Annotated in this window: 32 protein-coding genes, 1 tRNA gene, 1 pseudogene and 1 riboswitch; of the genes and pseudogenes, 12 read left to right on the forward strand and 22 right to left on the reverse strand. The window is 69.6% G+C overall.

Annotated elements, in window-relative coordinates; all coding sequences use genetic code 11:
- Position 1: 1 nt before the first annotated feature.
- From ACBR40_RS33345 to ACBR40_RS33355, 3 genes are all read right to left on the reverse strand, one after another.
- A complete protein-coding gene (locus tag ACBR40_RS33345) occupies positions 2 to 1,135 on the reverse strand; it encodes an NAD(P)/FAD-dependent oxidoreductase (protein WP_371251286.1) in 1,134 nt (377 codons plus the stop codon).
- Between the two features lie 192 nt (positions 1,136 to 1,327).
- Positions 1,328 to 1,672: a VOC family protein gene (locus ACBR40_RS33350; RefSeq protein ID WP_371251287.1), complete on the reverse strand. Its 345-nt coding sequence runs from the start codon at positions 1,670 to 1,672 to the stop codon at positions 1,328 to 1,330.
- 17 nt (positions 1,673 to 1,689) lie between these two features.
- Entirely contained in the window at positions 1,690 to 2,193 is a 504-nt protein-coding gene (locus ACBR40_RS33355; protein ID WP_371251288.1) for an SgcJ/EcaC family oxidoreductase, read from the reverse strand.
- A gap of 63 nt (positions 2,194 to 2,256) precedes the next feature.
- On the opposite strand from ACBR40_RS33355, the gene ACBR40_RS33360 reads away from it, so the two are divergent.
- Positions 2,257 to 2,715 carry a MarR family winged helix-turn-helix transcriptional regulator gene (locus ACBR40_RS33360; protein ID WP_371251289.1) on the forward strand — a complete coding sequence of 153 codons (459 nt, stop codon included), beginning with the start codon at positions 2,257 to 2,259 and terminating at the stop codon, positions 2,713 to 2,715.
- Positions 2,712 to 3,044 carry a hypothetical protein gene (locus ACBR40_RS33365; protein WP_371251290.1) on the forward strand — a complete coding sequence of 111 codons (333 nt, stop codon included), beginning with the start codon at positions 2,712 to 2,714 and terminating at the stop codon, positions 3,042 to 3,044. The genes ACBR40_RS33360 and ACBR40_RS33365 overlap by 4 nt, the downstream gene beginning before the upstream one ends.
- A gap of 41 nt (positions 3,045 to 3,085) precedes the next feature.
- Here ACBR40_RS33365 and ACBR40_RS33370 read toward each other — a convergent pair whose 3' ends face one another.
- The gene (locus ACBR40_RS33370) at positions 3,086 to 3,556 is read right to left on the reverse strand and encodes a hypothetical protein (protein WP_371251291.1); all 471 of its coding nucleotides are present in this window, start codon (positions 3,554 to 3,556) and stop codon (positions 3,086 to 3,088) included.
- A gap of 384 nt (positions 3,557 to 3,940) precedes the next feature.
- Between ACBR40_RS33370 and ACBR40_RS33375 the strand changes: the two genes are divergently transcribed.
- The 3 genes from ACBR40_RS33375 (at position 3,941) to ACBR40_RS33385 (ending at position 6,203) form a co-directional block, all read left to right on the forward strand.
- Positions 3,941 to 4,984, forward strand: coding sequence for a DUF418 domain-containing protein (locus ACBR40_RS33375; RefSeq protein WP_371251292.1), 1,044 nt, complete (start codon positions 3,941 to 3,943; stop codon positions 4,982 to 4,984).
- Between the two features lie 32 nt (positions 4,985 to 5,016).
- Complete coding sequence (locus ACBR40_RS33380; RefSeq protein ID WP_371251293.1) at positions 5,017 to 5,745, forward strand: SDR family oxidoreductase; 729 nt, start codon at positions 5,017 to 5,019, stop codon at positions 5,743 to 5,745.
- A gap of 107 nt (positions 5,746 to 5,852) precedes the next feature.
- Complete coding sequence (locus ACBR40_RS33385; protein ID WP_344217899.1) at positions 5,853 to 6,203, forward strand: DUF1330 domain-containing protein; 351 nt, start codon at positions 5,853 to 5,855, stop codon at positions 6,201 to 6,203.
- 77 nt (positions 6,204 to 6,280) lie between these two features.
- Here ACBR40_RS33385 and ACBR40_RS33390 read toward each other — a convergent pair whose 3' ends face one another.
- The 4 genes from ACBR40_RS33390 to ACBR40_RS33405 all read right to left on the reverse strand — a co-directional run bounded on the left by ACBR40_RS33390 (position 6,281) and on the right by ACBR40_RS33405 (position 9,679).
- A complete protein-coding gene (locus tag ACBR40_RS33390) occupies positions 6,281 to 7,693 on the reverse strand; it encodes a serine/threonine-protein kinase (RefSeq protein ID WP_371251294.1) in 1,413 nt (470 codons plus the stop codon).
- A 130-nt stretch (positions 7,694 to 7,823) separates the two neighbouring features.
- Positions 7,824 to 8,615, reverse strand: a complete 792-nt coding sequence (locus ACBR40_RS33395; protein WP_371251295.1) for a GNAT family N-acetyltransferase — start codon at positions 8,613 to 8,615, stop codon at positions 7,824 to 7,826.
- Between the two features lie 83 nt (positions 8,616 to 8,698).
- Positions 8,699 to 8,851 (reverse strand): hypothetical protein, encoded by a 153-nt coding sequence (locus tag ACBR40_RS33400; protein WP_371251296.1) that lies wholly within the window; start codon positions 8,849 to 8,851, stop codon positions 8,699 to 8,701.
- A gap of 291 nt (positions 8,852 to 9,142) precedes the next feature.
- Positions 9,143 to 9,679, reverse strand: a complete 537-nt coding sequence (locus ACBR40_RS33405; protein WP_371251297.1) for a hypothetical protein — start codon at positions 9,677 to 9,679, stop codon at positions 9,143 to 9,145.
- A gap of 265 nt (positions 9,680 to 9,944) precedes the next feature.
- On the opposite strand from ACBR40_RS33405, the gene ACBR40_RS33410 reads away from it, so the two are divergent.
- Both ACBR40_RS33410 and ACBR40_RS33415 read left to right on the forward strand, forming a co-directional pair.
- A complete protein-coding gene (locus ACBR40_RS33410) occupies positions 9,945 to 10,853 on the forward strand; it encodes a DUF1963 domain-containing protein (protein ID WP_371251298.1) in 909 nt (302 codons plus the stop codon).
- A gap of 78 nt (positions 10,854 to 10,931) precedes the next feature.
- Positions 10,932 to 11,237: pseudogene (locus tag ACBR40_RS33415) on the forward strand (DUF4279 domain-containing protein); the annotation flags it as partial.
- A gap of 6 nt (positions 11,238 to 11,243) precedes the next feature.
- A riboswitch (Fluoride riboswitch) is annotated at positions 11,244 to 11,354 on the reverse strand.
- Positions 11,355 to 11,429: 75 nt separating this feature from the next.
- Here the strand turns inward: ACBR40_RS33415 and ACBR40_RS33420 are convergent.
- From ACBR40_RS33420 to ACBR40_RS33440, 5 genes are all read right to left on the reverse strand, one after another.
- Positions 11,430 to 11,708 (reverse strand): hypothetical protein, encoded by a 279-nt coding sequence (locus ACBR40_RS33420; RefSeq protein WP_371251299.1) that lies wholly within the window; start codon positions 11,706 to 11,708, stop codon positions 11,430 to 11,432.
- Between the two features lie 149 nt (positions 11,709 to 11,857).
- Positions 11,858 to 11,930: transfer RNA gene (locus ACBR40_RS33425), tRNA-Thr, on the reverse strand.
- A 20-nt stretch (positions 11,931 to 11,950) separates the two neighbouring features.
- The gene (gene rlmB / locus ACBR40_RS33430) at positions 11,951 to 12,928 is read right to left on the reverse strand and encodes a 23S rRNA (guanosine(2251)-2'-O)-methyltransferase RlmB (protein WP_371251300.1); all 978 of its coding nucleotides are present in this window, start codon (positions 12,926 to 12,928) and stop codon (positions 11,951 to 11,953) included.
- Positions 12,929 to 12,994: 66 nt separating this feature from the next.
- Positions 12,995 to 14,386: a cysteine--tRNA ligase gene (gene cysS / locus ACBR40_RS33435; RefSeq protein ID WP_344217921.1), complete on the reverse strand. Its 1,392-nt coding sequence runs from the start codon at positions 14,384 to 14,386 to the stop codon at positions 12,995 to 12,997.
- A 43-nt stretch (positions 14,387 to 14,429) separates the two neighbouring features.
- Positions 14,430 to 14,816, reverse strand: coding sequence for a PPOX class F420-dependent oxidoreductase (locus tag ACBR40_RS33440; RefSeq protein WP_344217923.1), 387 nt, complete (start codon positions 14,814 to 14,816; stop codon positions 14,430 to 14,432).
- 52 nt (positions 14,817 to 14,868) lie between these two features.
- Between ACBR40_RS33440 and ACBR40_RS33445 the strand changes: the two genes are divergently transcribed.
- Complete coding sequence (locus ACBR40_RS33445; protein ID WP_371251301.1) at positions 14,869 to 16,257, forward strand: DUF2637 domain-containing protein; 1,389 nt, start codon at positions 14,869 to 14,871, stop codon at positions 16,255 to 16,257.
- A 133-nt stretch (positions 16,258 to 16,390) separates the two neighbouring features.
- Here ACBR40_RS33445 and ACBR40_RS33450 read toward each other — a convergent pair whose 3' ends face one another.
- From ACBR40_RS33450 to ACBR40_RS33465, 4 genes are all read right to left on the reverse strand, one after another.
- Positions 16,391 to 16,618 (reverse strand): GlsB/YeaQ/YmgE family stress response membrane protein, encoded by a 228-nt coding sequence (locus ACBR40_RS33450; protein ID WP_371251302.1) that lies wholly within the window; start codon positions 16,616 to 16,618, stop codon positions 16,391 to 16,393.
- A gap of 137 nt (positions 16,619 to 16,755) precedes the next feature.
- Positions 16,756 to 17,052, reverse strand: coding sequence for a GlsB/YeaQ/YmgE family stress response membrane protein (locus ACBR40_RS33455; RefSeq protein ID WP_344217927.1), 297 nt, complete (start codon positions 17,050 to 17,052; stop codon positions 16,756 to 16,758).
- A gap of 187 nt (positions 17,053 to 17,239) precedes the next feature.
- Positions 17,240 to 17,713, reverse strand: coding sequence for a 2-C-methyl-D-erythritol 2,4-cyclodiphosphate synthase (gene ispF, locus ACBR40_RS33460; protein ID WP_344217929.1), 474 nt, complete (start codon positions 17,711 to 17,713; stop codon positions 17,240 to 17,242).
- A gap of 17 nt (positions 17,714 to 17,730) precedes the next feature.
- Entirely contained in the window at positions 17,731 to 18,213 is a 483-nt protein-coding gene (locus tag ACBR40_RS33465) for a CarD family transcriptional regulator (RefSeq protein ID WP_020544658.1), read from the reverse strand.
- Positions 18,214 to 18,487: 274 nt separating this feature from the next.
- On the opposite strand from ACBR40_RS33465, the gene ACBR40_RS33470 reads away from it, so the two are divergent.
- Entirely contained in the window at positions 18,488 to 19,069 is a 582-nt protein-coding gene (locus tag ACBR40_RS33470) for a copper chaperone PCu(A)C (protein WP_344217931.1), read from the forward strand.
- A 67-nt stretch (positions 19,070 to 19,136) separates the two neighbouring features.
- On the opposite strand, the gene ACBR40_RS33475 is transcribed toward ACBR40_RS33470, so the two are convergent.
- Complete coding sequence (locus tag ACBR40_RS33475) at positions 19,137 to 19,829, reverse strand: response regulator transcription factor (protein ID WP_242377497.1); 693 nt, start codon at positions 19,827 to 19,829, stop codon at positions 19,137 to 19,139.
- 45 nt (positions 19,830 to 19,874) lie between these two features.
- Entirely contained in the window at positions 19,875 to 21,050 is a 1,176-nt protein-coding gene (locus ACBR40_RS33480; protein ID WP_344218092.1) for an ATP-binding protein, read from the reverse strand.
- Between the two features lie 133 nt (positions 21,051 to 21,183).
- Here ACBR40_RS33480 and phoU point away from each other — a divergent pair, with 133 nt between their 5' ends.
- The gene (phoU, locus tag ACBR40_RS33485) at positions 21,184 to 21,828 is read left to right on the forward strand and encodes a phosphate signaling complex protein PhoU (RefSeq protein ID WP_344217935.1); all 645 of its coding nucleotides are present in this window, start codon (positions 21,184 to 21,186) and stop codon (positions 21,826 to 21,828) included.
- Positions 21,829 to 21,877: 49 nt separating this feature from the next.
- The gene (locus ACBR40_RS33490; protein ID WP_344217937.1) at positions 21,878 to 22,111 is read left to right on the forward strand and encodes a hypothetical protein; all 234 of its coding nucleotides are present in this window, start codon (positions 21,878 to 21,880) and stop codon (positions 22,109 to 22,111) included.
- Between the two features lie 4 nt (positions 22,112 to 22,115).
- Here the strand turns inward: ACBR40_RS33490 and ACBR40_RS33495 are convergent, their stop codons facing one another.
- From ACBR40_RS33495 to mshA, 3 genes are read right to left on the reverse strand one after another with little or no spacing between them, the layout of a single operon-like run.
- Positions 22,116 to 22,859 (reverse strand): phosphoglyceromutase, encoded by a 744-nt coding sequence (locus ACBR40_RS33495; protein ID WP_329585812.1) that lies wholly within the window; start codon positions 22,857 to 22,859, stop codon positions 22,116 to 22,118.
- A 37-nt stretch (positions 22,860 to 22,896) separates the two neighbouring features.
- Positions 22,897 to 23,376 (reverse strand): YbjN domain-containing protein, encoded by a 480-nt coding sequence (locus ACBR40_RS33500; protein ID WP_344217940.1) that lies wholly within the window; start codon positions 23,374 to 23,376, stop codon positions 22,897 to 22,899.
- An 11-nt stretch (positions 23,377 to 23,387) separates the two neighbouring features.
- The gene (mshA, locus tag ACBR40_RS33505) at positions 23,388 to 24,626 is read right to left on the reverse strand and encodes a D-inositol-3-phosphate glycosyltransferase (protein ID WP_371251345.1); all 1,239 of its coding nucleotides are present in this window, start codon (positions 24,624 to 24,626) and stop codon (positions 23,388 to 23,390) included.
- A gap of 150 nt (positions 24,627 to 24,776) precedes the next feature.
- Here mshA and ACBR40_RS33510 point away from each other — a divergent pair, with 150 nt between their 5' ends.
- Positions 24,777 to 25,517, forward strand: coding sequence for an SDR family NAD(P)-dependent oxidoreductase (locus tag ACBR40_RS33510; RefSeq protein ID WP_344217944.1), 741 nt, complete (start codon positions 24,777 to 24,779; stop codon positions 25,515 to 25,517).
- The last annotated feature ends 12 nt before the right edge of the window (positions 25,518 to 25,529 follow it).

The raw sequence follows: 25,529 nt of genomic DNA on the forward strand, positions 1-25,529 counted from the left end.
GTCATCGGGTGGCCGCCAGGTCGGCGAGCCCGGCCCGTACGTCGGGGAACGAGCCGTCGCCGAACAGGACCCGCGCCGCCAGCGCCCGCCCGGCCCGGCCGCGCAGCAGCCCCACCGCCGCCTCGGCCGCCGCGGCCGTCCGTACGCCGGCGAGCGCCCGCCGCAGCAGCAGCCGCCCCCGGAACCGCGCCCGCAGCGCGCCCCCGTCGTACCGTCGCAGCACCTCCTGGTCGCCGGTCCGCAGGTATCCCGCCACGACCGCCGCCGCCAGCTCCGACAGGCGCAGGCACGGGTCCAGCCCACCGGCCGTCAGCGGCGACACCGCGCCCGCCGCGTCCCCGACGAGCAGCCCGGCCGGGCAGGCCAGCCGCCGCAGCACCCCGCCCACCGGGATCGGCCCGCCCCGCCGCTCGACCGGCCCGGCCGGCGGCGCGTGCCCCGGCGCGCCGTCCGCCAGGAAGGCGTCCAGCAGGTGCCGTACCCCGGCGCGCATCGCGCCCGGATCCCCCGCGACGCCGACGTGCGACTGCCGCCCGTCGTCCACCACCCACCCGAGGTAGCCGGGCGCGACCCGCGGATCCAGCACGCAGTGGAACGCCGGGCCGCCCGTGCCCGGCGCGATCGGGTGCACCAGCTCGGCCCCGACCAGGAACCGCCGGTTGACGTCGAGGCCGAGGTCACGGGCCACGTGCGAGCGGGCGCCGTCCGCGCCGACCACGAACCGCGCCGCCACCGGCTCCGCCCCCTCCAGGGTCACGACGCCCGACCGCGCCCCGACGTACCGGACACCGGGGACGACCTCCGCCCCGGCGGCCTCCGCCGCGCGGCGCGCGTACCGGTAGACGCCCGGCATGTCGGCCACGCGGTACTCGTCCCGGTCGCTGGTGAGCCGGACCGGCGAGCGCCGCGACGGCGGGTACAGCAGCACGTCCCGGATGCCCGGCCCGAGCAGGTGCTCGGGCAGGTCGAAGTCGTCGAGGGTACGGCGGACGAAGATCCCCGTCGTCCGGATCCCCGAGTCCGGCGATCTGCGCCGGTCGATCACCAGCACGTCCAGATCGCGCCGGGCGAGCAGCCGGGCGGTGTGCAGACCGGCCAGCCCCGCCCCCACCACCAGTACGTCCACTCTTCGCATATCTCGCAAGGTAGGCGCGCTCCCGCGCCGGGACGGCGGTCTGCACGGTATCCGCCCGGCACCCTCACCTCTTCTCCGCATTCACCACAAATGCGCGGCCAGCGCGCGCCACTGCCGCCGACGCGGCGGCCCGAGCCGACCGGCTGCTCGCCCTCGGGCTGACCGGAGTGCACCCGGGAGCAGCACCAGACCTCAGCCAGCGGGCGCGACGAAGCAGAACTCGTTGCCCTCGGGATCGGCCATGACCTGGAACGCCCCCTGATCGTCCACGACCTGCTCGCCGATCGGCGCGGCGCCGAGCCGTACCGCGGCAGTGACGGCCGGCCCGATCGCCTCGACCTCGATGTCCAGGTGCAGCCGGTTCTTCACCGCCTTGCCCTCGGCGACCGGCTGGAACGCGAGCCGTACGCCGCCGGGCGGCTCCACGTGCGCCCATCCCCGCGCCCGGTGCACCGGCTCCCCGCCCAGCAGCGCCGCCCAGAACCCCACCAAGTTCGCCGGATCCCGGCAGTCCACCACAATCTGGCTCACACGCATGACCGCCAGCGTAGCGATCATCCGCGGCCGAACCTGCGCGCGATCCGCGCCATCAACCGCGACAGACGGGAAGGAAGGGCGTCAGGTTCGGGAACGGTGACGGGACGGACGCGCCCGTTGTGGATGGCGCCGATCCTCCATCCGGCGTCCGTCCGTACCACGACGACGGTCTGCCGGGACAGCCGCCGCTCGGGGAGAGCGGACCGCCACGGCATCAGGACGGAGGCCGTGCCGTGCACGACCGCCACGTCAGGGGTGAGGTAGCGGATCGACTCCAGCTCGCCGACCAGCGCCGAGCCGGCCAGGACGCCGCGGAAGAGCGTGTCATGGTTGCGCTGGTGCTCGTGCCGGCCGCGGGCGATGGTGCCGTCGTAGGAGACGTAGTCGGAGTCGTCGGTGAACAACGCCCCGAACGCCTCCGCGTCCCCCGCCGTCCAGGCGGCCTTGAAGTCGGCGAAGAGCCGCTCGATCCGCTCGGTGTCGCGGCTGGTGGACCCTTCGGCGAGGGCAGGTGTACGCATGATGCCTCCTCGGCTGATATCGTTCTTTCGATCAACGAAATGTACGATAACAGAAAGATTCGAATGTCGAAACGTCAACTCATCGGAGAGATCGCCATGCAGCTCCGGCTGCTGCAGCAGAGCTTCGACGCCTTCGACGAAGCCGCCGCCGCCCGGCTCGCACTGAACCGCACCGACCTGCGCTGCCTCGACGGCGTGCTGGCCGACGGCCCGGTGACGGCAGGCCAGATCAGTGCCGCGCTCAAGCTCAGCCCGGCGGCCACCACCACGGTCATCGACCGGCTGGAGCGCGCGGGCATGGTGACCCGTTCCCCCGATCCGGACAACCGCCGCCGCGTCCTCGTCACAGCCACCGACGCCGCCCGTACGGCCGAGTCCGAGATCTTCGCCCCGGTCGGCTTGGCGGGCGCCCAGGCGCTCCAGCGGTACGGCCCGGACGAGCTCGCCGTCATCCTCGACTTCCTGCGCACCGCCCGGGACGTCCAGGAGGACCAGGCCACCCGCCTCAGAAGCTCTTCATGAACGGGCGGCGCCGGGACCCGGCGCCCCCGTCCGCCTGCGGCCACACCGACAGTGGTGTCGAGCGGCCGGGCCGTACCGTGCTGATCCACCCGCGAGGGCAGGCCGGCGGCGACCGACCCCGGGTCCTCGATGCCAGGGTGCGGCAGCCCGGCGTCGGCGAGCACCCCGAGGTGCCGGCGCAGCTCGTCCACCGCCTGCCTGCCGGTGGTCGTAACGGCTGCCGTGCCGGTTTCAGCTTGTTGAGCGCCGACCCGCAGTGGGAGGCCGCGGTCGCCGTGCCGCTGGCGCACCCGCAGGCACCCCGGCACTCCAGCGTCCGCAGGGCTTGAGGGGGTGGAAGACCGCGGCTACCGGGACCTGTACACGTGAATCACGCACACATGGTGAAAAGGCGGCTGATGCTCTGCCCGGGCTCTTCCCCCTCGGTGTGGAGGACCGTCGTCGCAAGAGCCACGTTCCCCGGGTCGTGCACCCACTGACGGAGGAAGTCGTGCCCGTCCCGGCTGATCCAGTCGGTCCCCTTCGTGGCGAGGCTGCGCTGCAGCAGGATCTGGACGGACCGTTCGCGGTCGGAAGAGGGCAGCACGAGCACCACATGACCGACGGGGCGAAGCGCGAGCCGAACCCGCTCGAACAACTCGGACCGCGTGTAGTGGCTGTGACCGGCTCCGAGGGAGACGATCGCGCCCGGATGGTCGGCCATCATGCGCTCCACGGCATGAGCACGCGCGGGTTCCCACTCCCGCTCGGCCGCGACCCTGCCCACGGCCTGGATCCGGTCACGCAGCCGATCCATGCTCCATCCGACCTCGACGTAATAGGTCTCGCCGAGCGCGTCCACGTCAACGAACTCTCTTCCTGTGGCTGAGGCCAGTCCCTCCCCCAGCGTGGTCTTTCCTGCTGCGGCCGGACCGATGAGAACCATCCACGGGGCTGTACGCATTCCTCCATCCTGGCGGCCGGCGACAGGTCGCCATGCTCCGGCACCGTGACAGCGCTCGCCATCATGGCTCTGTTCGGCGCGACAGGCGAGATCGGCCCCATACGCGTGCGCTCCCCCGCCCCATGGACTCCCCGACGACTTCGGCATGCGACGAACCACTCCGCCGGATGGCCGTACACCGCACACCCGCCCCTGAACCGACCGAAAGTATGATCCCGGCCCCCACGGCCCCTGCTTCCGACCGGTGCCGTCACCTCGCGTGGCTCTCCAGGATGAAGCCCCATGCCACGCGAAGACCTCCCCCAAAACTCGCACCCCCAGGTCCCGGCCGACCGGCAACCCGAGAGCGCCGCGCCCCCCTCGGGCCGCCCCCGGATCCTCGCGCTCGACGTGCTGCGCGGCTTCGCGCTGTGCGAGATCCTGCTCGCCAACATCCAGCTCATGGCCACCGGCGGCTCCGCCGTCGCGGTCCAGCCGATGGGCGACTGGGACCCCTGGCTCGGGCTGCCGATCTTCTCCCTGCTGTTCGGCATCGGCTTCGCGCTGCTGCTGGACTCCGCCGCGAGCCGCGTCCCTCGCCCACGCCTGGTCCTGCTGCGCCGGCTCGGGGCGCTGCTCGCGATCGGCCTCGTCCACATGCTGCTGTGGCCGGGCGAGATCCTGACCGACTACGCCGTCGTCGGCATGCTGGTGCTGCTGCCCTCGACCTGGCTGCCGCGCTGGGCCACGGCCGGCCTCGCCGCCGTACTCATCCCGGCGGCGCTGGTCCTCGGCGGGGGCGGGCCCTTGCTGATCGCCGGCCTGTTCCTGCTGGGCGCGACGCTGGTCCGCTACGGGGTCATCGGCCAGATCGAGCGCTCCACCCGCGGTCCGCTCCTGCTGGGCCTGGCGTTCGCGGCGGGACTGGCCGCCGCTGTGTGGGCCCAGGCGAGCATGCGGGCCGTGGGCGCCACGACGTACCTGCCCGCCATGACCACCCTGGCCGATCTGCTGCTCGTCGGCGTGTACGTGTGCGGCATGCTGATCCTGCTCAGAACCCCGCTGCGACCGGCACTGCGCTTCGTCTTCGCACCACTGGGCCGGATGGCGCTGACCGGCTACCTGACCGCCACGCTCCTCGTTCTCCTGGCCGCGCGCGTCCTCGGCCTGCCGATCGGCGAGTCCTTGACGACGGCGTACTGGACCGCCGGAGCCATCCTCGCCGCCCAGTGGTTGTTCTGCACGCTCTGGCTCCGCCACTACCGCCAGGGCCCCGTCGAATGGCTCTGGCGCTGGGCCACCTGGACGCACCGCCCACCCCTCAGCAGGGGCGGGCATAGTGAGTGATCCATGCCCCGAACCGAACAAGGAGCGAACCCATGAGATTCGACGACCATCGCGTTGTCATCACCGCTGCCGGCCGCGACTTCGGGCGAACCCTGGCCCTCCGATTCGCAGACCTCGGCGCGGAGGTCTTCCTGTCCGCGCGCACCCTCGCCGCCGCCGAGCACGTCCGCGACGAGATCCGCGACCGAGGCCACCAGCAGGTCCACGCGTACGCCTGCGACCTGACCGACCCCGCCTCGATCCGCGACTTCGCGTCCGGCGTCGCCCAGCACACCCACCACGTCGACATCCTGATCAACAACGGCGCGCGCTACCTCCACGGCCCGGACCTCCAGTCGGCCTCCGACGCGGATGTCGTCGACACCATCGCATCCGGCGCAACCGGCACGGTCCTGACCGTGAAGAACTTCCTCCCCCTCCTGCTCAACTCGGACAAGCCGGACGTAGTGACGATGGTCTCCGCCTGCGGAACGGCCGGACATCACCGTTCGGACGCGCACGACGCCTTCTACGCGGCCAAGAGCGCCCAAGCCGGTTTCACCGAAATTCTCTCCAAGCGCCTGCGGCCCCAGGGAGTCCGGGTGATATCGCTCTACCCGCCCGACTTCGACAACCCCGACCCCCTCTCCGAGGAGTGGGAGTCCACGCCACGGGAGGCCAAGGACGCCCTCACCGCGCAGTCACTCGTGGATTGCATCCTCTTCGCGGTCACCCAGCCCCGCGACTGCTTCATCAAGGCATTCCACTTCGAACAGGTCTGAGCGGGTCACATCGCCGCCCGCTCTTTACCTGTGACGTCATCGACTCACTGCACGGCCGCCTGCCACGATCACGGAAGTACGAAGCGCGACCGATCGGAAGGGATCCCATGTCTGCCTACGTCATAGCTCACCTGCGAGAGTCCGCCCCGCACCCGGAGATCGTCGAGTACATGGAGCGCATCCCCGCCACCTTCGAGCCGTACGGCGGCCGCTTTCTCGTGCGCGGCGCGAAGCGCAAGGTGCTGGAGGGCAGCTGGCCGGGGGACATCGTGATGATCGGCTTCCCGGGGATCGAAGAAGCGCAGAGCTGGTGGGACTCGCCCGCGTACCAGGAGATCGCACCACTGCGCTCACGGCACATCGAGGGCGACATCATCCTGGTGGAAGGCGTCCCCGAGGGCTTCGACCCGATTTCCACCGCGAACGAGATGCGGGAGGCGCTAGGCGCCCGTGGATAGGCAATGACGACGTCGCGCCCGGGTCGGCAGGCTCACCGGGCGGCCCATTGTGCCGTCCCTCGTGGCCATCGCCACTCTCACGAACCCAGATTGTTGAAGAAGCAGGCGTCGGAGAGCTCGGTCAGGTGCTTGAGTTTGTCCTTCGCCACGGCCTGCCGATATGTCTCGGGGTCATCGGCACGAAGCGCCTTGAGTGCCCTCTCAGCGATGTCGATGTCGTTCTGGAGCGCGGTCTTGACCGCCGGCCGAACCGCCTTCGCCAGATTGGCCTTCTGAAGGTCCAGGATCTCGGTCAGGACGTGCTCGGTCGGCGGAAGCGGCACCGTTCCGCTCAACGGGACCTGGTTCCACTTCTCCATGACTTCGGTCAGGTTCTCGCACCCCGGCGGCATCCCCTGCCCTTTCGCGCCGGACTCTTTCGCGGCAGGCGCCGTGGAATCCGCTGCCGAACTGGACGAATCAGCCCGCGGAACCTGAGTTCCGTCTCCTTGGGTGGCCACGACAATGACAACCGCAGCTGTCACCGCAGCGACCACCGCACCACCCGCGATAAGCAACTTGCGATTCCACTGCGGAGGAGGAACGTTCTCGGTACGGGTCGGCGACGAGACCGCCGAGACAGGACGACCGGCCGCCGCCACAGGGCCGTTCGGCACCCGGGACAGCTCAAGAGCATCAATCATGGCCAGAGCCTCGGCAGCGGTGGGCCGCCTGGCCGGATCCTTGTCCAGCAGCCGGGTGATCAGTGTCCCAAGCCCGCCGGCCTCGCGAGGAACAGGCGCTTCCCCTAACAGCACAGCGGTGAGCGTCTCCGTCGGGGTGTCCCGATGGAACGGGGACACCCCCTCCAACGCTTGGTACAGCGTCACCCCGAGCGAGTACAGATCCCCCGCACCCCCGCTGTCCACGCCGTTGAACCGTTCCGGCGCGATGTACTCCAGCGAGCCCATCAGCCCACCGCTCATCGTGAGAGCGGTGTCCCCCTGCTTCACCGCGATCCCGAAGTCGGTGAGAAGCACGCGCCCGTCCCCTCCGAACATCACGTTCGCCGGCTTCACGTCCCGGTGCACGATCCGGGACGCGTGCGCCGTACCGAGGGCCTCCAACAACCCCTTGGCGACCAGTGCGACCGCGCGGGCCTCCAACGGACCATTCTGGAGAATCCGCTCAGCGAGAGTGCCGCCGTCGACGAGTTCCATGACGATCCACGGCGCCTGATCCTCGATCACCACGTCATGGAGGGTGACGATGTGCGGATGCGACCGCAGCCGTGCCGCGTTGCGCGCCTCCCGCTCGGCGCGCCGCAGCCGCTGCGCATGCTCCTCGTCGGAGGCGGCCGACGGGAGCCAGACCTCCTTCACCGCCACATCCACATCGAGAGATTCGTCGTGAGCCTTCCAGACCCGCCCGAAGCCCCCGCCGCCCAGAACGGACTCCAGTCGGTACCGCCCGCTGATCAGACGTCCTGGCTGTGTCTGCGCGGCCACCATGCTCCCTCGTCTGCACCGAAGTCCTGACAGCGTACCTGTGCGTACGCGCGCGAATCTGTCAAATCCCCAGACCCGCGGTGTACGCCGAACGCCTTCGGACAGGTGACGCGGCAGGCACGACCCCTACCCGTCAAGGCTGCGGCGGCGACCACACGTACGGCGTCGTCGTGGTCACCGCGCGGAAGCCGAGCCGCCGCAGGATCGGCGCGCTGTCGTCGGACGCGTCCACGTGCAGGTACCTGACCTCGCGGGCAACGGCGCGTTCCGCCCGGGCGGCGACCAGCGCGCGGTAGATGCCCCGGCCCCGCCATGCCGGCAACGTGGAGCCGCCCCACAAGCCGGCGAACTCGGTGTCCTCCCGGAAGACCAGCCAGGCTGCGGAGACCACCTCCCCATCGGCTTCGGCGACCATGACCACGATCTCGTCCGGAGCCGCCGACACGCGGGCGATCAGGTCCTCACCGAGCCAGGACCAGTCCTGTCCCCAGACGACGGACTCCATGGCCGCGATGCGACGCATGTCGACATCCTCGGTCACCTGCCGCAGGGCGACACCGCTCGGCAGAGCCGGTGCGGCGGTCATGTCCTTGGCCAGGCCGATGAGGACCGTCTCCTGCTCCTCCGGTACGAAGCCCGCCGCGAGCAGACGCTCGGTGAGGTCGGCCGGCTGGTCGTGCCCGCGGGTCTTCCATTCGACCGCCTCGCCACGCGCGGCGAAGTAGTCGCGCTGGCGGATGATCAGCCGGTCGAGCTCGCCGCCGCGGACGCCGACGTCGCGCGGAGCGCTGACGAAGCCGCGGAACTGGCCGACGATCCGCAACAGCGGACCGTCCTGCTCGTACGTGACCCCGGCGGGCGGGTGGGGAGGCACTCCCCGCATCTGCTGGTCATAGGCCGCGAGCAAATCGTCGATGTCTGTCACAGGACAAGACAGTAAGGGTCATGACGACTGATTTGTCCGGCCACACCACTAGGCGCAACCGAGCGAACCCCGGCGGCGCCTCGTCACGCCGGCGATCCGAGCCATTGGCGGGTGAGGTCGCGTACGGCCTCCAACCCGCGCTTCGGTGGATCGCCGGCGGCGATCACGTCCGCAGCGCCATGCACGACGGTGAACAGGTTCGTGGCCACGACCTTCGGACCGATCGGGCGGAACACCCCCTCGCCATGCCCCGCCGCAGTGCCTGGGCGATGGCGACGACGATGTCGAGTCACTCCTCCACCGGCGCCGAGCCGCTCGAAAGCGGAGATCGCGTATCTGGAACGACGGAGGCGTACGCCTTCACGACCAGCGGGGGAGACCGCTCTCCTCCTGAACACACCCACCCGGCTCCCCACGCCCGCGTCATCCACGAGCAGCCGCGGACGTGCCGGCAAGCCCGCCAGCAAGATCACGAAATCGCCCTGACGGCGAATCGCCTGTTCAGGGGTTTCTCACTACATTGCCGCCTATTGACGAACGGGGCACGGCGGCTGGCCGGTCGGCCGTTCTGTCGAGAGACTCAGGCCCCATTCGGTGTACAGCCGGAGCGGTACGGGAGGAATGCAGCCCGCTGTTTGAAATTCCCCCTCATAGCGCCATTCGTTGTCGCCCTGCCTGCTCCAGAAGTTAATCCGGTCGGTAATGGCGATCGCGTAGAAGTTATCCTGGGCTTCGGTCTGACCATATACGGCGCCATAATATATCGTCCCACTCGCAACTACACCGACTGCTACGGACGCACCTGCTCTACGCGCGGCCTCGACGAGGCTTCGGCGCTCCGCCTCGTCGAGCTGCAGCGACCACGCGGTTCCGGGAGCTACCCGCTCCCCGTCTTCTTCTTCCTGGTCGCCGGCTTGCTGGGACGCGGCAGGAGCCGGCGTGATCGCCAAGCTGGTTTCGCTCGATGACAGCGACAAGACGGGCACGAGGGCTGCGACGGCAGCCGCGATCACGACGATCACCATTCCCGCTGTCGCCACGAGCGCCAAGGTCGGTCTCCGCATGGCCAAATCCCTGGAGAGAACGGTTCAACTGGAGGCCACAGCCGACAGAAAATCCTCTTCCCAGCAAAGGGACGATCGGTCCCCCATTAGGTAGATCATCATCACTGAGCCACAGGCTACAGCTCGATACTGCCCTTGAACAGATGCAAGAAGGTGCCGCAGTTCGTGGTAGCCCACTCGTCACCCCGGTTGACGGCACGCGAAGGACACGAAGATCACAACTGCGAACAGGGGGTTCTGTCGGTCCCCTGCTCTACGGTGTGCCATGACGACGTCGTCCGTTGCGATCGGAGTGGTGAGCATGGGACTGACGACGCCCTCGGCGCCGTTCGATGTAGCGACTGTTTTCCCTGAACTGGCCGGTCAGCGCCGGACCACGGTCCGACTGCACCCGCGTCAGGGACAGCCCGCCATCACCGACAGTTCCATGGGTGGCCCGCTGTTGTGGCCTGCGGATGAGCCTTGGCCAAGCTGTCCTGAGCCGCTGTCCCATGGCCCATCTAAAGGCCGGGATCCACTTCCGCTGATCCCGGTCATGCAGCTTTTCGCTCGAGATGTTCCTGAGCTGCCTTTCCCTGATGGCACAGACACCCTCCAAGTGCTGTGGTGCCCGGTCGATCACAAACCGTACAGTGAGCCTCACACGATCGTGCGCTGGCGGAAGGCTGAAGAGGTCGGAAGTCCGCTCATTGAGGCCCCCGAGCCCGATCCCGAGAGCGATGACTCGTATCTCCCCACGACCTGCGTCCTGTCACCGGAGCGGGTGGAGGAGTATCCGGACGGCTGGGAGCTTCCAGCAGAGCTCAGGGCCAGGATCTGGGCGTGGGAAGAGAGTGCCGCGAACTCTGACGGCTGGAGTTACTTCTCCCACCTTGCGACTGCTCCAGGAAGCAAGGTCGGAGGCTGGGCGAACTGGATTCAGGATCCGGAGCAGTCGGTGTGCGGCAGAGGCCACGAGATGGCACATCTGCTGACCATTGCGAGCTGGGAACTCGACATCGAGAGCGGCAGGCGCTGGGCTCCCATCGAAGAGCGTCCGCTGCTGACCCCTCACGCTCCTCCGGAAGTGCAGAATCCCGCCGATGTCATGATCCAGGATGCCGGATCGCTCTACCTGTTCGTCTGCTTGGAGTGCCCCGAGCGCCCCGTGGAGTCCCTCAGCCAAGGCTCATGAACTCACCCACATGGCACGCCACCTTTCACGCCCTACCGCTACCGTTTCCACGTGATCGTCGAGCAGCAGGTCTACTTCATGATTCAGTCCGATGAATACGATCCCGAGCAGATCACCCGATACGTGGGCGTCGAGCCGACTCGGTCCGAGGCGAAGGAGTCACGACGCGGCAGGAAGAGTGGGCGCCTGCTACCGCCACGACACGAATGGATGCTCGACTCCGGCCTCGCGGAGACCACCTCACTCGGTGAGCAGACGGAAGCTGTGATGAATCAGCTGGCCGGCGCCTGGGATCGAATCGGAGAGCTGACCGCCGGTGGCACAACGGCCACGTTGGTCATGCTTCGGTCGTTCGAACCGGGAGAGCACTCCAACCCGCGAGGGCTCATCCTCGACGCAGAAGCCATCAGCTCTCTTCACAAAGCTGGAGCCGATCTATGGATCGACGAGTACGACTTATCGTAGAGCTGGCGACGGAGTAGCCTCATCGCCGCAAGGCAGCCCACAACCAGGAACGCTCGAAACCGGCGAAGGCTGGACGGTGCACGGCCTGATGTTCCCGACAGCTTTCAGCGCTCAGCGCCTGTTCAATCCCGGCAGCACCGGCGAGAGGCTCATACCCAATTCCTGAAGACCTTCAACGGGTACTGGAATGCGACGGCGTTCCACACGAAGTACCACCAGGGGCCCACCCCACCCGACCTCGATCAAGCGCAGTTCAAAGCCCTGTTCAACGCGCTGCTGACAGTCCAGGTCTTCGCCTCGGCAGCGAGTTATCGGGCGGCGGAGAAGGCCAAGGATCATCTGATCATCTACACGAAGACGGATGGGGTGAAGCATCACGACGATCTCCAAGCTGCCTTCGACAACTACGTCCGCGCAGTGCGTAAGGAGCTCGTGTGCAGTAGGCGTCTGATCGGTGCGAGGCCGTTGCTGTACGGCGCTGCTGCACAGAGATCAAAAAAGGCCCCTCCCGAATCCCGGAAGGGGCCTTTGAGTTGCAGAGCCGACGAGGGGAATCGAACCCCTGACCTTCTGTTTACAAGACAGATGCTCTGCCGATTGAGCTACGTCGGCGCGGCCTATCAGTGTAGACGCTAGAGGCGTCTCTGACGAGCGACCTCGTACAACGCCACTCCGGCCGCCACCCCCGCGTTCAGGGATTCGGCGGCGGCCTGCATCGGGATGCGGGCCAGGACGTCGCATTGTTCGCGGACCAGGCGGGACAGGCCCTTGCCCTCGGAGCCGACGACGATGACGGCGGGTTCGGTCAGGAGGTCGACGTCGGCAATGTCGGTGTCGCCGGTGCCGTCCAGGCCGATGACGAACAGGCCGGCGTCGCGGTATTCGCGGAGGGCGGCGGTGAGGTTGGAGGCGCGGGCGACGCGGAGGCTGGCGAGGGTGCCGGCCGAGGTCTTCCAGGCTCCCGCCGTGACGCCGGCCGAGCGGCGGGACGGGATGAGCAGGCCGTGGGCGCCGAACGCGGTGGCCGAGCGGGCGATGGCCCCGAGGTTGCGCGGGTCCGTGACCGAGTCGAGGGCGACGATCAGCGGGGTCTCGGCGGCGTCCTGCGCGAGTTCGACGAGGTCGGACGGGTGCGCGTAGTCGTACGCCGGGATCTGGAGTGCGATGCCCTGGTGGACCGCGCCCTCGGTCAGGCGGTCGAGCTTGTCGCGGGTGATCTCGAGCAGCGCGATGCCCTGCTCCGCGGCGATCTTGATGGAGTCGCGGACGCGGTCGTCGTTGTCGATGCGCTGGGCGACGTAGAGGGCGGTGCAGGGCACGCCGGCCTGCAGGGCCTCCAGGACCGGGTTGCGGCCGCCGATGTATTCCGGGGAGTCCTCGGAGCGGCGCTGGCGGGACGCTCCGGCGGACGGGCGGCGGGCGCCCGTGCCCCCGCCGCGCTCCTCGCGCGCGACGCGCTCGGAGCGGGCCTTGTCCTTGTACCAGTGACGCATCTCGGCAGGCGGGGTCGCGCCCTTGCCCTGGAGACCGCGGCGCACCTGGCCTCCGGTGCCCTTGGTCGGGCCCTTCTTCTTCGCGGGCCTGCCCGAAGCCCTACCGCCTGCTGCCATGTGAACAAGGGTACTCGGGCCGCCGGGCGCCTCACTCCACTCGCACTCGGGCGGAGTGAGGCTCCGTCAGCGGGACAGCTCCCAGCGGGCGCCGTGCGGCGTGTCCTCGACCGTGATGCCCGCGGCCCCGAGCTGGTCGCGGATCGCGTCGGCCGCCGCGTAGTCCTTACGGGCGCGGGCCGCCTTGCGCTGCTCCAAGGCCACCGCCACCAGCGCGTCCACGACGGGCGACAGGTCGGAGCCGGTGCCGCGCCACTGCGGCGAACGCGGGTCGAGACCGAGGACGTCGAGCATGTTCTGGGTCTCGGCGAGCAGCCGCGCCACGGCCTCCTTGTCGCCGCGCGACAGCGCCACGTTGCCCTCGCGCACCACCTCGTGGACGACCGCCAGCGCCTGGGGCGTGCCCAGGTCGTCGTTGAGAGCGTCGACGAACGCCTGCGGCAGCGGCGCGTCCGCGTCCACGTCGTGGATGACCTCGGCGGCGCGGGTGACGAAGCCCTCGATGCGCTGGTAGGCGGCCGCCGCCTCCAGCAGCGCCTCCTCGGAGTACTCGATCGAGGAGCGGTAGTGCGGCGCCGCCAGGTAGTAGCGGAGCTCGACCGGGCGCACCTTCTGCACCATCTCGGGGATCAGCAGGGAGTTGCCGAGCGACTTGCTCATCTTCTCCGCGCCGATCTTGAGCATGCCGTTGTGCATCCAGTTGCGGGCGAACCCGTCGCCGGCCGCCTGGGACTGGGCGATCTCGTTCTCGTGGTGCGGGAAGATCAGGTCGATGCCGCCCCCGTGGATGTCGAACGTCGGCCCGAGGTATTTCGTGGCCATCGCCGAGCATTCGAGGTGCCAGCCGGGACGCCCGGGGCCCCACGGCGTGGGCCAGGTGGGCTCGCCCGGCTTCTCGCCCTTCCACAGGGCGAAGTCGCGCGGGTCGCGCTTGCAGCTCTCGTCGTCGGTGTCGCCCGCGCCCCGCATGTTCTCCAGCTTCTGGTTGGAGAGGGAGCCGTAGTGGTCGGCCCAGGAGCGGACGTCGAAGTAGACGTCACCGCCGGAGGCGTAGGCGTGCCCGCGATCGATCAGCCGCTGCATGAGGGTGATCATCTCGGGCACGTGCCCCGTCGCCCGCGGCTCGACCGTCGGCGGCAGGCAGCCCAGCGTGTCGTACGCCCACGTGAAGGCCCGCTGGTTGCGCTCGGCCACCACGAACCAGGGCACGCCCTCCGCGGCCGACACCCTGATGATCTTGTCGTCGATGTCGGTGACGTTGCGGCAGAACGTCACCTCATAGCCGGAACGGGTCAGCCAGCGCCGGAGCACGTCGAAGTTCACGCCCGAGCGGATGTGCCCGATATGCGGCGGAGCCTGCACGGTGGCCCCACACAGGTAAATCGACGCCCGGCCGGCTTCGACCGGAACGAATTCACGGATGGCGCGCGTGCTGGTGTCGTAGATGTGCAGGCTCACGAAGGCAAGGCTAACGCCTCATGGCCGTCATCAGGCCGATAAATCAGTCTCGCAACACGACCCTGTCCGGCCGAATCCGGACAACAAGGCGCTCGGTGCCCGGCTTGTCCTGCCACGGCTGGCCTCGGTACTTCTGCGAGAGCTCCTGAATCAGGGCTCCCTCGGGGTCCGGCGTCATGGTCACCGTGCCCCGGACCTCCAGATACCGGTACGGATCGTCGGGATCGATGATCAGCAGGCTCGCCCGCGGGTCGCGCTCGAAGTTGCGCGGCTTCACGCGGCCCTTCACGGTGGAGAAGAGCACATCGTCGCCGTCGGCGCGTACCCACACCACCGTCGACTGGGGGCCGCCGTCGGCGTTGAGGCTGGTGACGGTGGCGTAATTGGGCGCGTCCAGGAGTTTGCGCGCTTCCTCGGGCAACTCGGCCATGTCTCTCCTTGATCGGTCTCGGATCACATTCTTCTGTAGTCTCGAAACCGCCATGGACGTGACTCCCCCCTCTTTGCTCCGCCGCCTGGGCATCGCCCTCGCGGGGCTCGCGGTCGCCGCGCTCGCCGGTGCCGCATGCGCGCTCTCGTTCGACGACCTGCGCGCGCTCGCCGTCGTCGGCGAGGCCAGGACTGACCTCGCCTATCTCTACCCGGCCGCCTTCGACGCGCTGCTCGTGGTCGCGCTGGTGTGCGTGCTGCTGCTGCGTTCGGCCCGCGTGCTGGTACGCGTGCAGGCGGCGACCGTGCTGGTCCTGCTCATCGTCGCCGCGGCGGCGGTCAACGTGGCCACCGCGACGCGTTTCGCCTTCGACGCCCGGCAGGTGGCCGTGGGGGTGGCGCTGGCTCCGTGGGTCATGCTCGCCGTGGCCCTGTGGCTGTGGCTGCTGCTGATCAAGCACGTCCAGTCGGGCGGGAGGGTGACCGGTGGGCGTGCCTCGGGTGCCGGGGACGACGGTGCCGCGGAGACGGACATCGTGCCGTTCCACCGGGGGCGAAGCGCGGCCGAGGCGGGTCCGCCGCCCCTGGTGACGGCGAGTACGACGGGTTCCCCGGCTGCGGCGGCGGCCGCGGTGCTCGAGCCCACGCCGGTCGTCGGGCCCACCCCCGCCCCCGAGACTCCCCCGGTCTCGCCTTACGAAGCGGGGGCGGCGGCCACGAGGGAGGACGACGAGCCCGGGTCGCTGAGCGCTTCGGCATCGGCTCAGGCCCCAGTATCGGCTCAGGTCGCCGAATGGCATGCCGCCAAAGAGTCCCAGGAGCCCCAGGACCGGGAGCGGGCTTCGGAGCGGGCTTCGGGGCAGTCAGCGGGGCTCCGGGAACAGGAGCGGCAGCAGCCGGAGTCCCGGGAGCCGCAAGCTTCGGAGCCAGAGCCCCAGGAGCCGGAGTCCCGGGAGCCAGAGTCTCGGGAGCCGGAGTTCCGGGAGCCGGAGTCCCGGCCGGAGTTCACGGACGCGCCCGCGTCTGAGCGCGCCCAGGAGCCGCCGCAGGAACACCCCGCCCCCCGCGACGACCATCACAACGACGCTCTGGACGACGAGCATGAGGGCCGTGGCGCTCAGCCCAGCCAGGACGCCGCCCCAGAGCCCGCACAGCCCGCAGAACCCGCCCCCCGACCGCAGGAGCCCCCCACCCGCCCGGTCCGCTGGGGTGACCGTTACAAGCCCACCGACGTCCTGGTCCACCCCCGCCCCGACCCCAGGAACGCCGACACCCAGCCCCAGCCCGTCATCAGGGACGAACCCTCAAAGCCCCAGTCCCCGCCGGACGCCCCTGAGGGCGAGTTAGAGGACACGGCCCCCCACCCGGTGATCCGCGAGGACACCCCGGCCCCGTCCGGCCGTCTGCGGAGCACTCCGCGCCCTCCGGAGCCGGAGGACTGACGAACAAGCCGCAGCAGGAAGGCCCGCCTCGCGGAGCGAGGCGGGCCGATGTATGTCCGGCGCATCTCCGGCGTAAGCGCGCCAGTGCCGTGCCGCCGGCCTGCTGTCTGTTCGCGTTCGCTGTTCGCGTTCGCTAGACGCGGTGGCCGCGCTTGAGTCCGGCGACCAGGCCGACGCCCACGATGGCGAGCACGACCTGCATCACCAGCTCGATCCAGTCGATGCCGGGGGTCGTCTCCACGCCCAGCACCTGCGCGAGCAGCGTGCCCACGAGGGCGGCCACGATGCCGACGACGACGGTGAGGATCCACCCGATGGCCTGCCTACCGGGAAGCAGCAGGCGACCGATTGCGCCAATCACGGCACCAATCACGATGGCGCCAAGGATGGACTGGATTGTCATGGTTCGAAACCTCCCCGTGAGGTGACCCATTCACGCTCACGGGAATGTCGCTACCCGATCTCCGGCGATTATGCGCTGATTTTGATTTGCGCAGGTCATGTGGTCGTACTGCCGCGAGAACGTCCTCCGCGACCGCCCCTGATGCCCATCCGGGTGACGAGCAGCACGCCTATGACGGCCAGAACGATCTGGATGATGTGCTCGATCCAGTTGATGCCTTTCGTGTTGGCCACGCCGAGCGCTGACGCGATCGCTGTGCCGATCAAGGCCGCGACGATGCCGACGATGAGGGTCAGCCCGATGGACATGTTCTGCCGGCCCGGGACCAGCAGGCGGCCGAGTGCACCGACGATGGCGCCGATGATCACGGCGGAGACAATCGCGCCGATCATGTGTAGCTCCCCCCGAAGACGTTCACATGTCTCGGGAAGACGTACCCCTGAACAGGACAAACAACCCAATGTACGAAGAAGGCGGCGGTCCGTACCGCGCCAGTGACGAACCGCCGCCTCCGATTCAGGCGGGCTGGCTGACGACCCGCCGGGACACCCTCACGCATCCCACATGAGAGACGCCCGGCTAGCCGGAGAGGTTCACCACCAGCGCGGTCGCGACGGCGGCGATGCCCTCACCACGGCCGGTCAGCCCGAGCCCGTCGGTGGTGGTGGCGGAGACGCTCACGGGCGCGCCCGCGGCGTTGGTCAGCGCGAGCTCGGCCTCGACGCGGCGCGGCGCGAGCTTCGGCCGGTTGCCGATCACCTGGACGGCGATGTTGCCGATCTCGTAGCCCGCGGCGCGCACCTGGCGGGCGGTCTCCTCCAGCAGGACGACGCCCGTGGCGCCCGCCCAGCGCGGGTCGGCGGTGCCGAACAGGCGGCCGAGGTCGCCGAGGCCGGCCGCGGACAGCAGCGCGTCGCAGGCCGCGTGGGCGGCGGCGTCGCCGTCGGAGTGGCCCTCAAGCCCGAGCTCCCCCGGCCAGCGCAGCCCGGCGAGGCTCAGCTCGCGCCCTGAGTCCTTGGAAGCGAACGGGTGGACGTCGACACCGACGCCCACCCGTGGAAGATTCGTGTTCAGCTGTTGAGAACCTCGTCGAGAAGGGCCTCGGCCTTGTCCTCGTTGGTCTTCTCGGCGAGCGCCAGCTCACTGACCAGGATCTGGCGCGCCTTGGCGAGCATGCGCTTCTCGCCCGCGGACAGACCGCGCTCGCGGTCCCTCCGCCACAGGTCCCGAACGACTTCGGCGACCTTGTTCACATCTCCGGACGCGAGCTTCTCCAGATTGGCCTTGTATCGACGAGACCAGTTGGTCGGCTCTTCCGTGTGCGGCATGCGAAGGACATCGAAAACCCGCTCAAGGCCTTCCTGGCCGACGACATCGCGCACACCGACAAGTTCTGCGTTTTCGGCTGGCACCTGGACGGTAAGGTCGCCCTTGTCGACCTTGAGCACCAGGTAGGTCTTTTCCTCACCCTTGATGGATCGCGTCGTGATTGCTTCGATCCGAGCAGCCCCATGGTGGGGGTAGACGACAGTGTCGCCGACCTGGAAAGTCATGTGACAAGTACCCCTTCCGCTGTACTCCAGGGTACCACGCATCCACAGCCTCCCGGAACAGTGAAATCCTCATAACTGCAGGTCAAAGCCGCATATTGGGGCTTGACATGCGCTCAACTCTATGCCTGACATTTCCGGACATAGCGAATGACCTGCGGGGGCGCGGATATGACCATGGATTCGGATCGATATGGTTGGCGCTGCACTCACGCGCCGTTGATACATGCGCGAGAGCCCCCGACACGCATGCGCAAGACCCAAGGAGTACCCGCTCGTGACCAGCCGTCGCTGGATTGTCGCCGCCGCAGCGTTCTTGGCTGCCCCCGTGCTCGCCGGCTGCGGCGCGGGATTCGACGCCACCACCGCCAAGCCGTACGCCCCTAACGAAGCTCAGGTTCTGATCGAGAACGGCGCTTACGGTTCGCGTGGCATCAACATCCCGCAGGCGTTCATCCTCGGCCCCGACTCCGGAGCCCAGCTCCCGTGGCGCGGCTCCGCCCCGATCTACCTCAACATCCTCAACACCGCGGCCACCCCCGACACCCTGCAGGCGGTCTCGGCCGGGAACATGGGCAGCGTCAAGATCGCCAGCCCGATCCAGATCCCGAGCAACCAGCTCGTCAACACCGGCAAGCCCAGCCCTCAGCTCATGCTCGAGAGCATCTCCAAGAGCCTCAGGGGCGGCGAGACCATCAAGCTGGACCTCCAGTTCGCCAACGCCGGCACCGTGTCCCTCAACGTGCCTGTGGTCACGCGCAGCCGCGAGTTCGCCGAATACCCCCCGGCCCCCGGCGCGACCCCCGCCCCCACGCCCACTCCCTCCGCCTCGGCCCCCGCCGAGGAGGAGTCGCACTAGCGACAGCCCCGAGACAGCGGAAAACCCCTTGTCCCGGTACGCGTCACGTACCGGAACAAGGGGTTTTTCAGTCGTCCACCACGTCGAACTTGTAGCCGAGGCCGCGCACGGTGAGGATGCACCGCGGGTTGGACGGATCGGCCTCGATCTTCGCGCGCAGGCGCTTGACGTGCACGTCGAGCGTCTTGGTGTCGCCCACGTAGTCGGCGCCCCAGACGCGGTCGATGAGCTGGCCGCGGGTGAGCACCCGGCCGGCGTTGCGCAGCAGCACCTCCAGCAGCTCGAACTCCTTCAGCGGCAGCTGCACCTGCTCGCCGCGCACCGCCACCACGTGCCGATCGACGTCCATGCGCACCGGCCCGACGGCGAGCACGGCGCTCTCCAGCTCCTCCACGACGTCGCCCTGGCGGCGCAGCACCGCCCGGATGCGGGCGACCAGCTCGCGCGAGGAGAACGGCTTGGTCACGTAGTCGTCGGCGCCGAGCTCCAGGCCGACGACCTTGTCGATCTCGCTGTCCTTGGCGGTCAGCATGATCACCGGCACCTTGGAGCGCTGCCGCAGCGACCGGCACACCTCCGTGCCGGGCAGGCCGGGCAGCATGAGGTCGAGCAGCACCAGGTCGGCGCCGTTGCGGTCGAACGTGTCGAGCGCCTCCGGCCCGGTGGCCGCGACCGACACCTCGAACCCCTCCTTGCGCAACATGTAGGACAGGGCATCGGAGAACGACTCCTCGTCCTCGACGACGAGCACCCGGGTCACGACGCCTCCCTGGGGGTGCTGTGTCCGATGGTTCGTGGGCTCCGCTCAGTCACGGGCTGCCTCCAGAGGGGTTGCGGGTGGTACTGCCACCGCCGTGCCGCCGAAGGCCGGCAGGCGGAGGGTGAAGGTGGAGCCGGACCCTTCCTTGCTCCAGACGGACACCTCGCCGGCGTGCGCGACGGCGACGTGCTTGACGATGGCGAGGCCGAGACCGGTGCCGCCGGTGGCTCGGGACCGCGCCGCGTCGACCCGGAAGAAGCGCTCGAAGATGCGCTCCAGCGCCTCCTCCGGGATGCCGATGCCCTGGTCGCTGACGCTGATCTCGACCGAGTCACCGGCCGGTCTGACGCTGACGACGACCCGGGTGTGCTCGGGGCTGTAGGCGACGGCGTTGTCGATGAGGTTGCGCAGGGCGGTGACGAGCAGCTCGTCGTCGCCCCAGACGCGCAGGCCCTCGGTGCCGCCGGTGACGATCGCGATGTCCTTCGCCCCGGCCTTGGTGTTGCAGTGGTCGATGGCGTCCTGGACGGCCTCGTCGATCGCGACCTGCTCGGGGATGGGGATGGGCTCGGCGCCCTGGATCCTGCTCAGCGTGATGAGGTCCTGGACCAGGTAGTTGAGCCTGGCCGCCTCGTGCTGCATGCGGTTGGCGAAGCGGGTGACGGCCTCGGGGTCGTCGGCGGCGTCCTGGATGGTCTCGGCCAGCAGGCTGAGCGCGCCGACGGGGGTCTTCAGCTCGTGGCTGACGTTGGCGACGAAGTCGCGGCGCACGGCCTCGACGCGGCGCCGCTCGGTCTGGTCCTCCGCCAGCACCAGCACCTGGCCGTAGGAGCCGAGCGGCGCGACGCGGACGGCGAAGTTCGTGGTCTCCTGGCCGAACTTGTGCCCGGCGACGTCGATCTCGCTCTCGCGGATCTCGCCGTCGCGGCGTACCTGGCGGGCCAGGGCGAGCAGTTCGGCGGCCATCAGCCGGTCCCCCCTGACCAGCCCGAACGCCCGCGCCGCGGAGCTGGCGCGCAGCACCCGGTCGTGCGCGTCGAGCACCACGGCGGAGGAGGGCAGCACGGCGAGCACGGAGGCCACGCCCTGCGGCAGCGCCGTCCCTGGCGTCGCCCCCTCGTCGGCGGCGGCGCGGCTCGGCGCCTCGATCTGGTTGCGGTAGAACAGGACCGCCAGGGCTCCCACGACGAACCCGGCCAGGGCCGCGAAGCTCATGGCCATCTCACTCATGTCTTCGATGGTAGGTGGCCCGCTTCGGGCTACATGCCCTCTCATCAGGGGATGAACGTCCCTTTCGTGGAAAGTTCATCTCGCGGTCGAAGTTCGTTCATCATGCGCCTCGTACGGTGACGACATGCGCGACGCCTACCATGAAGAACTCGAAGGACTGACCGACAAACTGGTCGAGATGACCAGGCTGGTCCGGTCCGCCATCTCCCGTGCCACCACCGCCCTCCTCGACTCGGACCTGGCGATCGCCGAGAGCGTCATCTCGCGCGACGAGGAGGTCAACGCGATCTTCGCCGAGATCGAGACCACCATCTTCGACCTGATGGCCAGGCAGCAGCCGGTGGCGGTGGACCTGCGGCTGGTCATCACCGCGCTGCGCATGGGCACCGACCTGGAGCGGATGGGCGACCTCGCGGTCCACGTCGCCAAGGTCGCCCGGCTGCGCCATCCCGACTCGGCGATCCCGGCGCAGATGCGCTCCACGATCGTGGAGATGGGCCAGATCGCCGAGGCCCTCGTCACCAAGGCCGGCAGCTGCGTCGCCTCGCGCGACGTGGAGTCGGCGCTGGAGCTGCCGCAGGACGACGACGCGATGGACCGGCTGCACCGCCGGCTGTTCCGGATGCTGCTCAGCAAGGACTGGCCGCACGGGGTGGAGTCGGCCATCGACGTCACGCTCATCGGCCGCTACTACGAGCGTTACGCCGACCACGCCGTACGGGTCGCGCAGGACGTCGTCTACCTCGTCACCGGCAGCCGCCCGAGCTGAAACCACGTCGTAGGCTGGGGCCCGTCGGGCGTCGGAAGGGGCGGGCCTCATGGAGCGCGGTCGCTGCTACGCGTGCAGGCGGGAGTTCGACTACGACCCCGCGGAGGTGACGACGTTCCTGGTGGACCGGGCGACCGGGCTGCCGCCGGGCATCACCGTCGCGGGCACGCTGCGGCCGGCGACGCCGGAGGCGCTGGCCCGCTCGGCGGACCAGCCGGTCTGCCCGGACTGCGTGGACAAGGCCGAACGGGGTCTCCCGTTCGGCCCGACCACGGGCGGGTGAAGCCTCAGCGGCCCTGGTTGGCCACGGCCTCGATGGCGGCCTTGGCGGCCTCGGGGTCGAGGTATTCGCCGCCCTTGACGAGCGGGCGGAAGTCGGCGTCGAGCTCGTAGCGCAGCGGGATGCCGGTCGGGATGTTGAGCCCGGCGATGGCCTCGTCGCTGACGCCGTCGAGGTGCTTGACCAGGGCCCGCAGCGAGTTGCCGTGGGCGGCCACCAGCACCGTGCGGCCGGCCGAGAGGTCGGGGACGATCTCGTCGTACCAGTAGGGGAGCATGCGCTCCACGACGTCCTTCAGGCACTCCGTGCGGGGCATGAGCTCCGGCGGGAGCAGCGCGTAGCGGCGGTCGCCGGCCTGGGAGAACTCGTCGTCGTCGGCGATCGGGGGCGGCGGCACGTCGTAGGAGCGGCGCCAGAGCATGAACTGCTCGTCGCCGAACTCCTCGCGCGTCTGCGCCTTGTTCTTGCCCTGGAGAGCGCCGTAGTGGCGCTCGTTGAGCCGCCAGCTCCGCTTGACCGGCAGCCAGGCCAGGTCGGCCTCGGCCAGCGCGAGCTGGGCCGTCTGGATGGCCCGGCTGAGCAGGCTGGTGTGGACGATGTCCGGGCGCAGCCCGGCCTCCACCAGGAGCTTGCCGCCCCGGCGGGCCTCTTCCTCGCCCTTGGCGGACAGGCTCACGTCCACCCAGCCGGTGAACAGGCCCTTCGCGTTCCAGTCACTCTCGCCATGCCGTAGCAGCACCAAAGTCGCCATGGCCCCAATCCTAGGGGTGGCCGGTCCGCGCGGGCTTTCAGCGGTCGGGGTCGGCGAAGCGGGCGAACGCCTGGAGGTTCGCCAGCGACTCGCCGCGCTTGGCCCGCCAGGCCCACTCGCGCCGGATCGAGGAGGCGAAGCCCAGCTCAAGGGCCCGGTCGAACCAGTCGTCGGCGTAGGTGAGCACGCAGCCGAGCAGCCGGTCGATCTCGTCGGCGTCCACGGCGGCCAGCGGGACGCGGCCCACGAGGTAGACGTCGCCGACGGGGTCGAGGGAGAAGTGCACGCCGTACATGGAGCCGTTCTTCTCCAGCAGCCAGCGCTGGAACTCCTCGTGGTTCTCGTCCGGCCTGCGGCAGAAGAACGCCTCGACGTGCAGCACCCGCTCGCCGACGATGAGCCAGGTCATGGTGGCGAGCTTGTGCTGTCCGGGGAGCTTGACGAGGAACGCCCCCGGCCTCGGCTCGTCGTAGGTGACCTCCGAGGCCTTCAGCGCGGCTTCTACGATCTCTCGCATGGTTACGCAGGCTACAGATTGATCGCCACGGGCGTCTTGTGCAGGTGGGCGACGGCGGCCGCGTAGACCTCCACCAGCCGGGACGCCGTGGCCTGCCAGCCGAAGGCGGCGGCGTGCGCGCGGGCGCCGTCGGCGAGCCGGTCGCGCCAGGCGGGCTCGGTGACGAAGCGGCTCAGAGCCCGCGCCCACTCGGCCGGGTCGTGGGTGTCGAGGAGCAGGCCGGAGACGCCGTCCCTGACGGCGGTGCGCAGCCCGCCGACGGCCGCGGCGGCGACCGGCGTGCCGCACGCCTGCGACTCCAGGGCGACGAGGCCGAAGGACTCGCTGTACGACGGCACGACCGTGACCGTGGCCGCCCGGTACCAGTCGGCGAGCTCCTGCTGCGGCACCGCGGGCACGAGCCTGACGACGTCGAGGATGCCCCGCTCGACGGCCAGCTCGGCGAGGATCGACGGGCGGGCGAGTCCGTTGCCTGACGGGCCGCCGACGCAGGCCACGACGAGCCGCCCGCGCAGCGACGGATCCTCGATGAGCAGCCGGGACGCGGCCCGCAGCAGCACGTCGGGCGCCTTGAGCGGCTGGATGCGGCCGACGAACAGCAGCACGTGCGCGCCCAGCGGCAGGCCCAGGCGGTGCCGGGCGGCGGCCTGCGAGGCGGGCCTGAAGACGTTGAGGTTGACGCCGGGGTTGACGACGGCGACGCGCTGCTCGGGGGCGCCGTACAGGTCGATGAGCTCGCGGGCCTCGTCGCCGGTGTTGGCGACCAGGCGGTCGGCGATCTGCACGACCTGCTCCTCGCCGACCACGCGGGCCTGCGGCTCGGGCTTGTCGCCGGCGGCGAGGAGGAGGTTCTTGACCTTGGCCATGGTGTGCATGGTGTGGACGAGGGGGACGCCCCAGCGCTCCTTGGCCAGCCAGCCGACCTGGCCGGAGAGCCAGTAGTGGGAGTGGATGACGTCGTAGCGGCCCGGGTCGTACATGGCCTCGATGCGCAGCACCTCGGACAGGAACGCGCACAGCTGGGCGGGCAGGTCGGCGCGGTCCATCTCCTCGTACGGGCCGGCGGTGACGTGCCGGACGAGGACGCCGGGGGCGAGCTCGGCCACGGGGGGCAGGTCGCGGGCGGTGGCGCGGGTGAAGATCTCCACCTCCACGCCGAGCTCGGCGAGCCGCTTGGCGGACTCCACGATGTACACGTTCATGCCGCCGGCGTCGCCCGTACCGGGCTGGTGCAGCGGCGACGTGTGCATGCTGATGGTCGCGACCCGGCTGACCCGTCGTCGCCTCACTCGACATCACCTCCCTGCTGCTAACCATCCAGATTTTTACGACATTCCCGACATGTGACCACACCGGGGGCACGTCAGACGCGCCGGCCCCGCGCTGGCAGGATGTGGGGCATGCGGAAGACGGCTGTGGTGACCGGGGCGAGCAGCGGGATCGGCGAGGCGACGGCGCGCCGGCTCGCCGCCGAGGGGTACGACGTGGTGGCCGGCGCGCGCCGGCGCGACCGGCTCGACAAGCTGGCCGCCGAGGTGCCCGGCATCCGGGCGGTGACGCTCGACGTGACCTCCGACGAGTCGGTGGCCACGCTCGCGGCCTCGCTGGAGCGCTGCGACGTGCTGGTCAACAACGCGGGCGGCGCGCTCGGCCTGGAGTCCGTGGCCGAGGGGCGGCTCGACGACTGGCAGCGCATGTACGACGTCAACGTGCTCGGCTCCCTGCGCATGACGCAGGCGCTGACCCCCAAGCTGATCGACTCCGGCGACGGCGTGCTGGTGATGCTGACCTCGACCGCCGGCCTGGTGTCGTACGAGGGCGGCGGCGGCTACTGCGCGGCCAAGCACGCCCAGACCTCGATGGCCGAGACCCTGCGCCTGGAGCTGGTCGGTCAGCCGGTGCGCGTGGTGGAGATCGCGCCGGGCATGGTGCGGAGCGAGGGCTTCGCGGTCACCAGGTTCCGCGGCGACCAGGAGGCCGCCGACCGCGTCTACGAAGGCGTCCCCGACCCGCTGAGCAGCGACGACGTCGCCGACGCCATCGCCTGGTGCGTCACCAGGCCGGCCCACGTCAACATCGACCGCCTGGTCATCAGGCCGCGCGCCCAGGCGGCCCAGCACAAGGTGCACCGCGTCCGATGAACGGGGTCCAGT

It is taken from the genome of Nonomuraea sp. AD125B, from assembly GCF_041402765.1.
GTDB lineage: Bacteria > Actinomycetota > Actinomycetes > Streptosporangiales > Streptosporangiaceae > Nonomuraea > Nonomuraea bangladeshensis.

Bases quoted from the DNA above. Each gene is read 5' to 3' on its own strand.
- ACBR40_RS33495 (WP_329585812.1), bottom strand. From the start codon at position 22,859: ATGGCGACTTTGGTGCTGCTACGGCATGGCGAGAGTGACTGGAACGCG.
- ACBR40_RS33360 (WP_371251289.1), top strand. From the start codon at position 2,257: ATGTCGAAACGTCAACTCATCGGAGAGATCGCCATGCAGCTCCGGCTG.
- ACBR40_RS33490 (WP_344217937.1), top strand. From the start codon at position 21,878: ATGGAGCGCGGTCGCTGCTACGCGTGCAGGCGGGAGTTCGACTACGAC.
- ACBR40_RS33385 (WP_344217899.1), top strand. From the start codon at position 5,853: ATGTCTGCCTACGTCATAGCTCACCTGCGAGAGTCCGCCCCGCACCCG.
- ACBR40_RS33445 (WP_371251301.1), top strand. From the start codon at position 14,869: ATGGACGTGACTCCCCCCTCTTTGCTCCGCCGCCTGGGCATCGCCCTC.
- ACBR40_RS33480 (WP_344218092.1), bottom strand. From the start codon at position 21,050: ATGGCCATGAGCTTCGCGGCCCTGGCCGGGTTCGTCGTGGGAGCCCTG.
- phoU (WP_344217935.1), top strand. From the start codon at position 21,184: ATGCGCGACGCCTACCATGAAGAACTCGAAGGACTGACCGACAAACTG.
- ACBR40_RS33375 (WP_371251292.1), top strand. From the start codon at position 3,941: ATGCCACGCGAAGACCTCCCCCAAAACTCGCACCCCCAGGTCCCGGCC.
- ACBR40_RS33440 (WP_344217923.1), bottom strand. From the start codon at position 14,816: ATGGCCGAGTTGCCCGAGGAAGCGCGCAAACTCCTGGACGCGCCCAAT.
- ACBR40_RS33500 (WP_344217940.1), bottom strand. From the start codon at position 23,376: ATGCGAGAGATCGTAGAAGCCGCGCTGAAGGCCTCGGAGGTCACCTAC.
- ACBR40_RS33345 (WP_371251286.1), bottom strand. From the start codon at position 1,135: ATGCGAAGAGTGGACGTACTGGTGGTGGGGGCGGGGCTGGCCGGTCTG.
- rlmB (WP_371251300.1), bottom strand. From the start codon at position 12,928: ATGGCAGCAGGCGGTAGGGCTTCGGGCAGGCCCGCGAAGAAGAAGGGC.
- ACBR40_RS33390 (WP_371251294.1), bottom strand. From the start codon at position 7,693: ATGGTGGCCGCGCAGACACAGCCAGGACGTCTGATCAGCGGGCGGTAC.
- ACBR40_RS33365 (WP_371251290.1), top strand. From the start codon at position 2,712: ATGAACGGGCGGCGCCGGGACCCGGCGCCCCCGTCCGCCTGCGGCCAC.
- ACBR40_RS33455 (WP_344217927.1), bottom strand. From the start codon at position 17,052: ATGATCGGCGCGATTGTCTCCGCCGTGATCATCGGCGCCATCGTCGGT.
- mshA (WP_371251345.1), bottom strand. From the start codon at position 24,626: ATGCACACGTCGCCGCTGCACCAGCCCGGTACGGGCGACGCCGGCGGC.
- ACBR40_RS33405 (WP_371251297.1), bottom strand. From the start codon at position 9,679: ATGCGGAGACCGACCTTGGCGCTCGTGGCGACAGCGGGAATGGTGATC.
- ACBR40_RS33510 (WP_344217944.1), top strand. From the start codon at position 24,777: ATGCGGAAGACGGCTGTGGTGACCGGGGCGAGCAGCGGGATCGGCGAG.
- ACBR40_RS33350 (WP_371251287.1), bottom strand. From the start codon at position 1,672: ATGCGTGTGAGCCAGATTGTGGTGGACTGCCGGGATCCGGCGAACTTG.
- ACBR40_RS33380 (WP_371251293.1), top strand. From the start codon at position 5,017: ATGAGATTCGACGACCATCGCGTTGTCATCACCGCTGCCGGCCGCGAC.
- ACBR40_RS33465 (WP_020544658.1), bottom strand. From the start codon at position 18,213: ATGACTTTCCAGGTCGGCGACACTGTCGTCTACCCCCACCATGGGGCT.
- ACBR40_RS33410 (WP_371251298.1), top strand. From the start codon at position 9,945: ATGACGACGTCGTCCGTTGCGATCGGAGTGGTGAGCATGGGACTGACG.
- ACBR40_RS33355 (WP_371251288.1), bottom strand. From the start codon at position 2,193: ATGCGTACACCTGCCCTCGCCGAAGGGTCCACCAGCCGCGACACCGAG.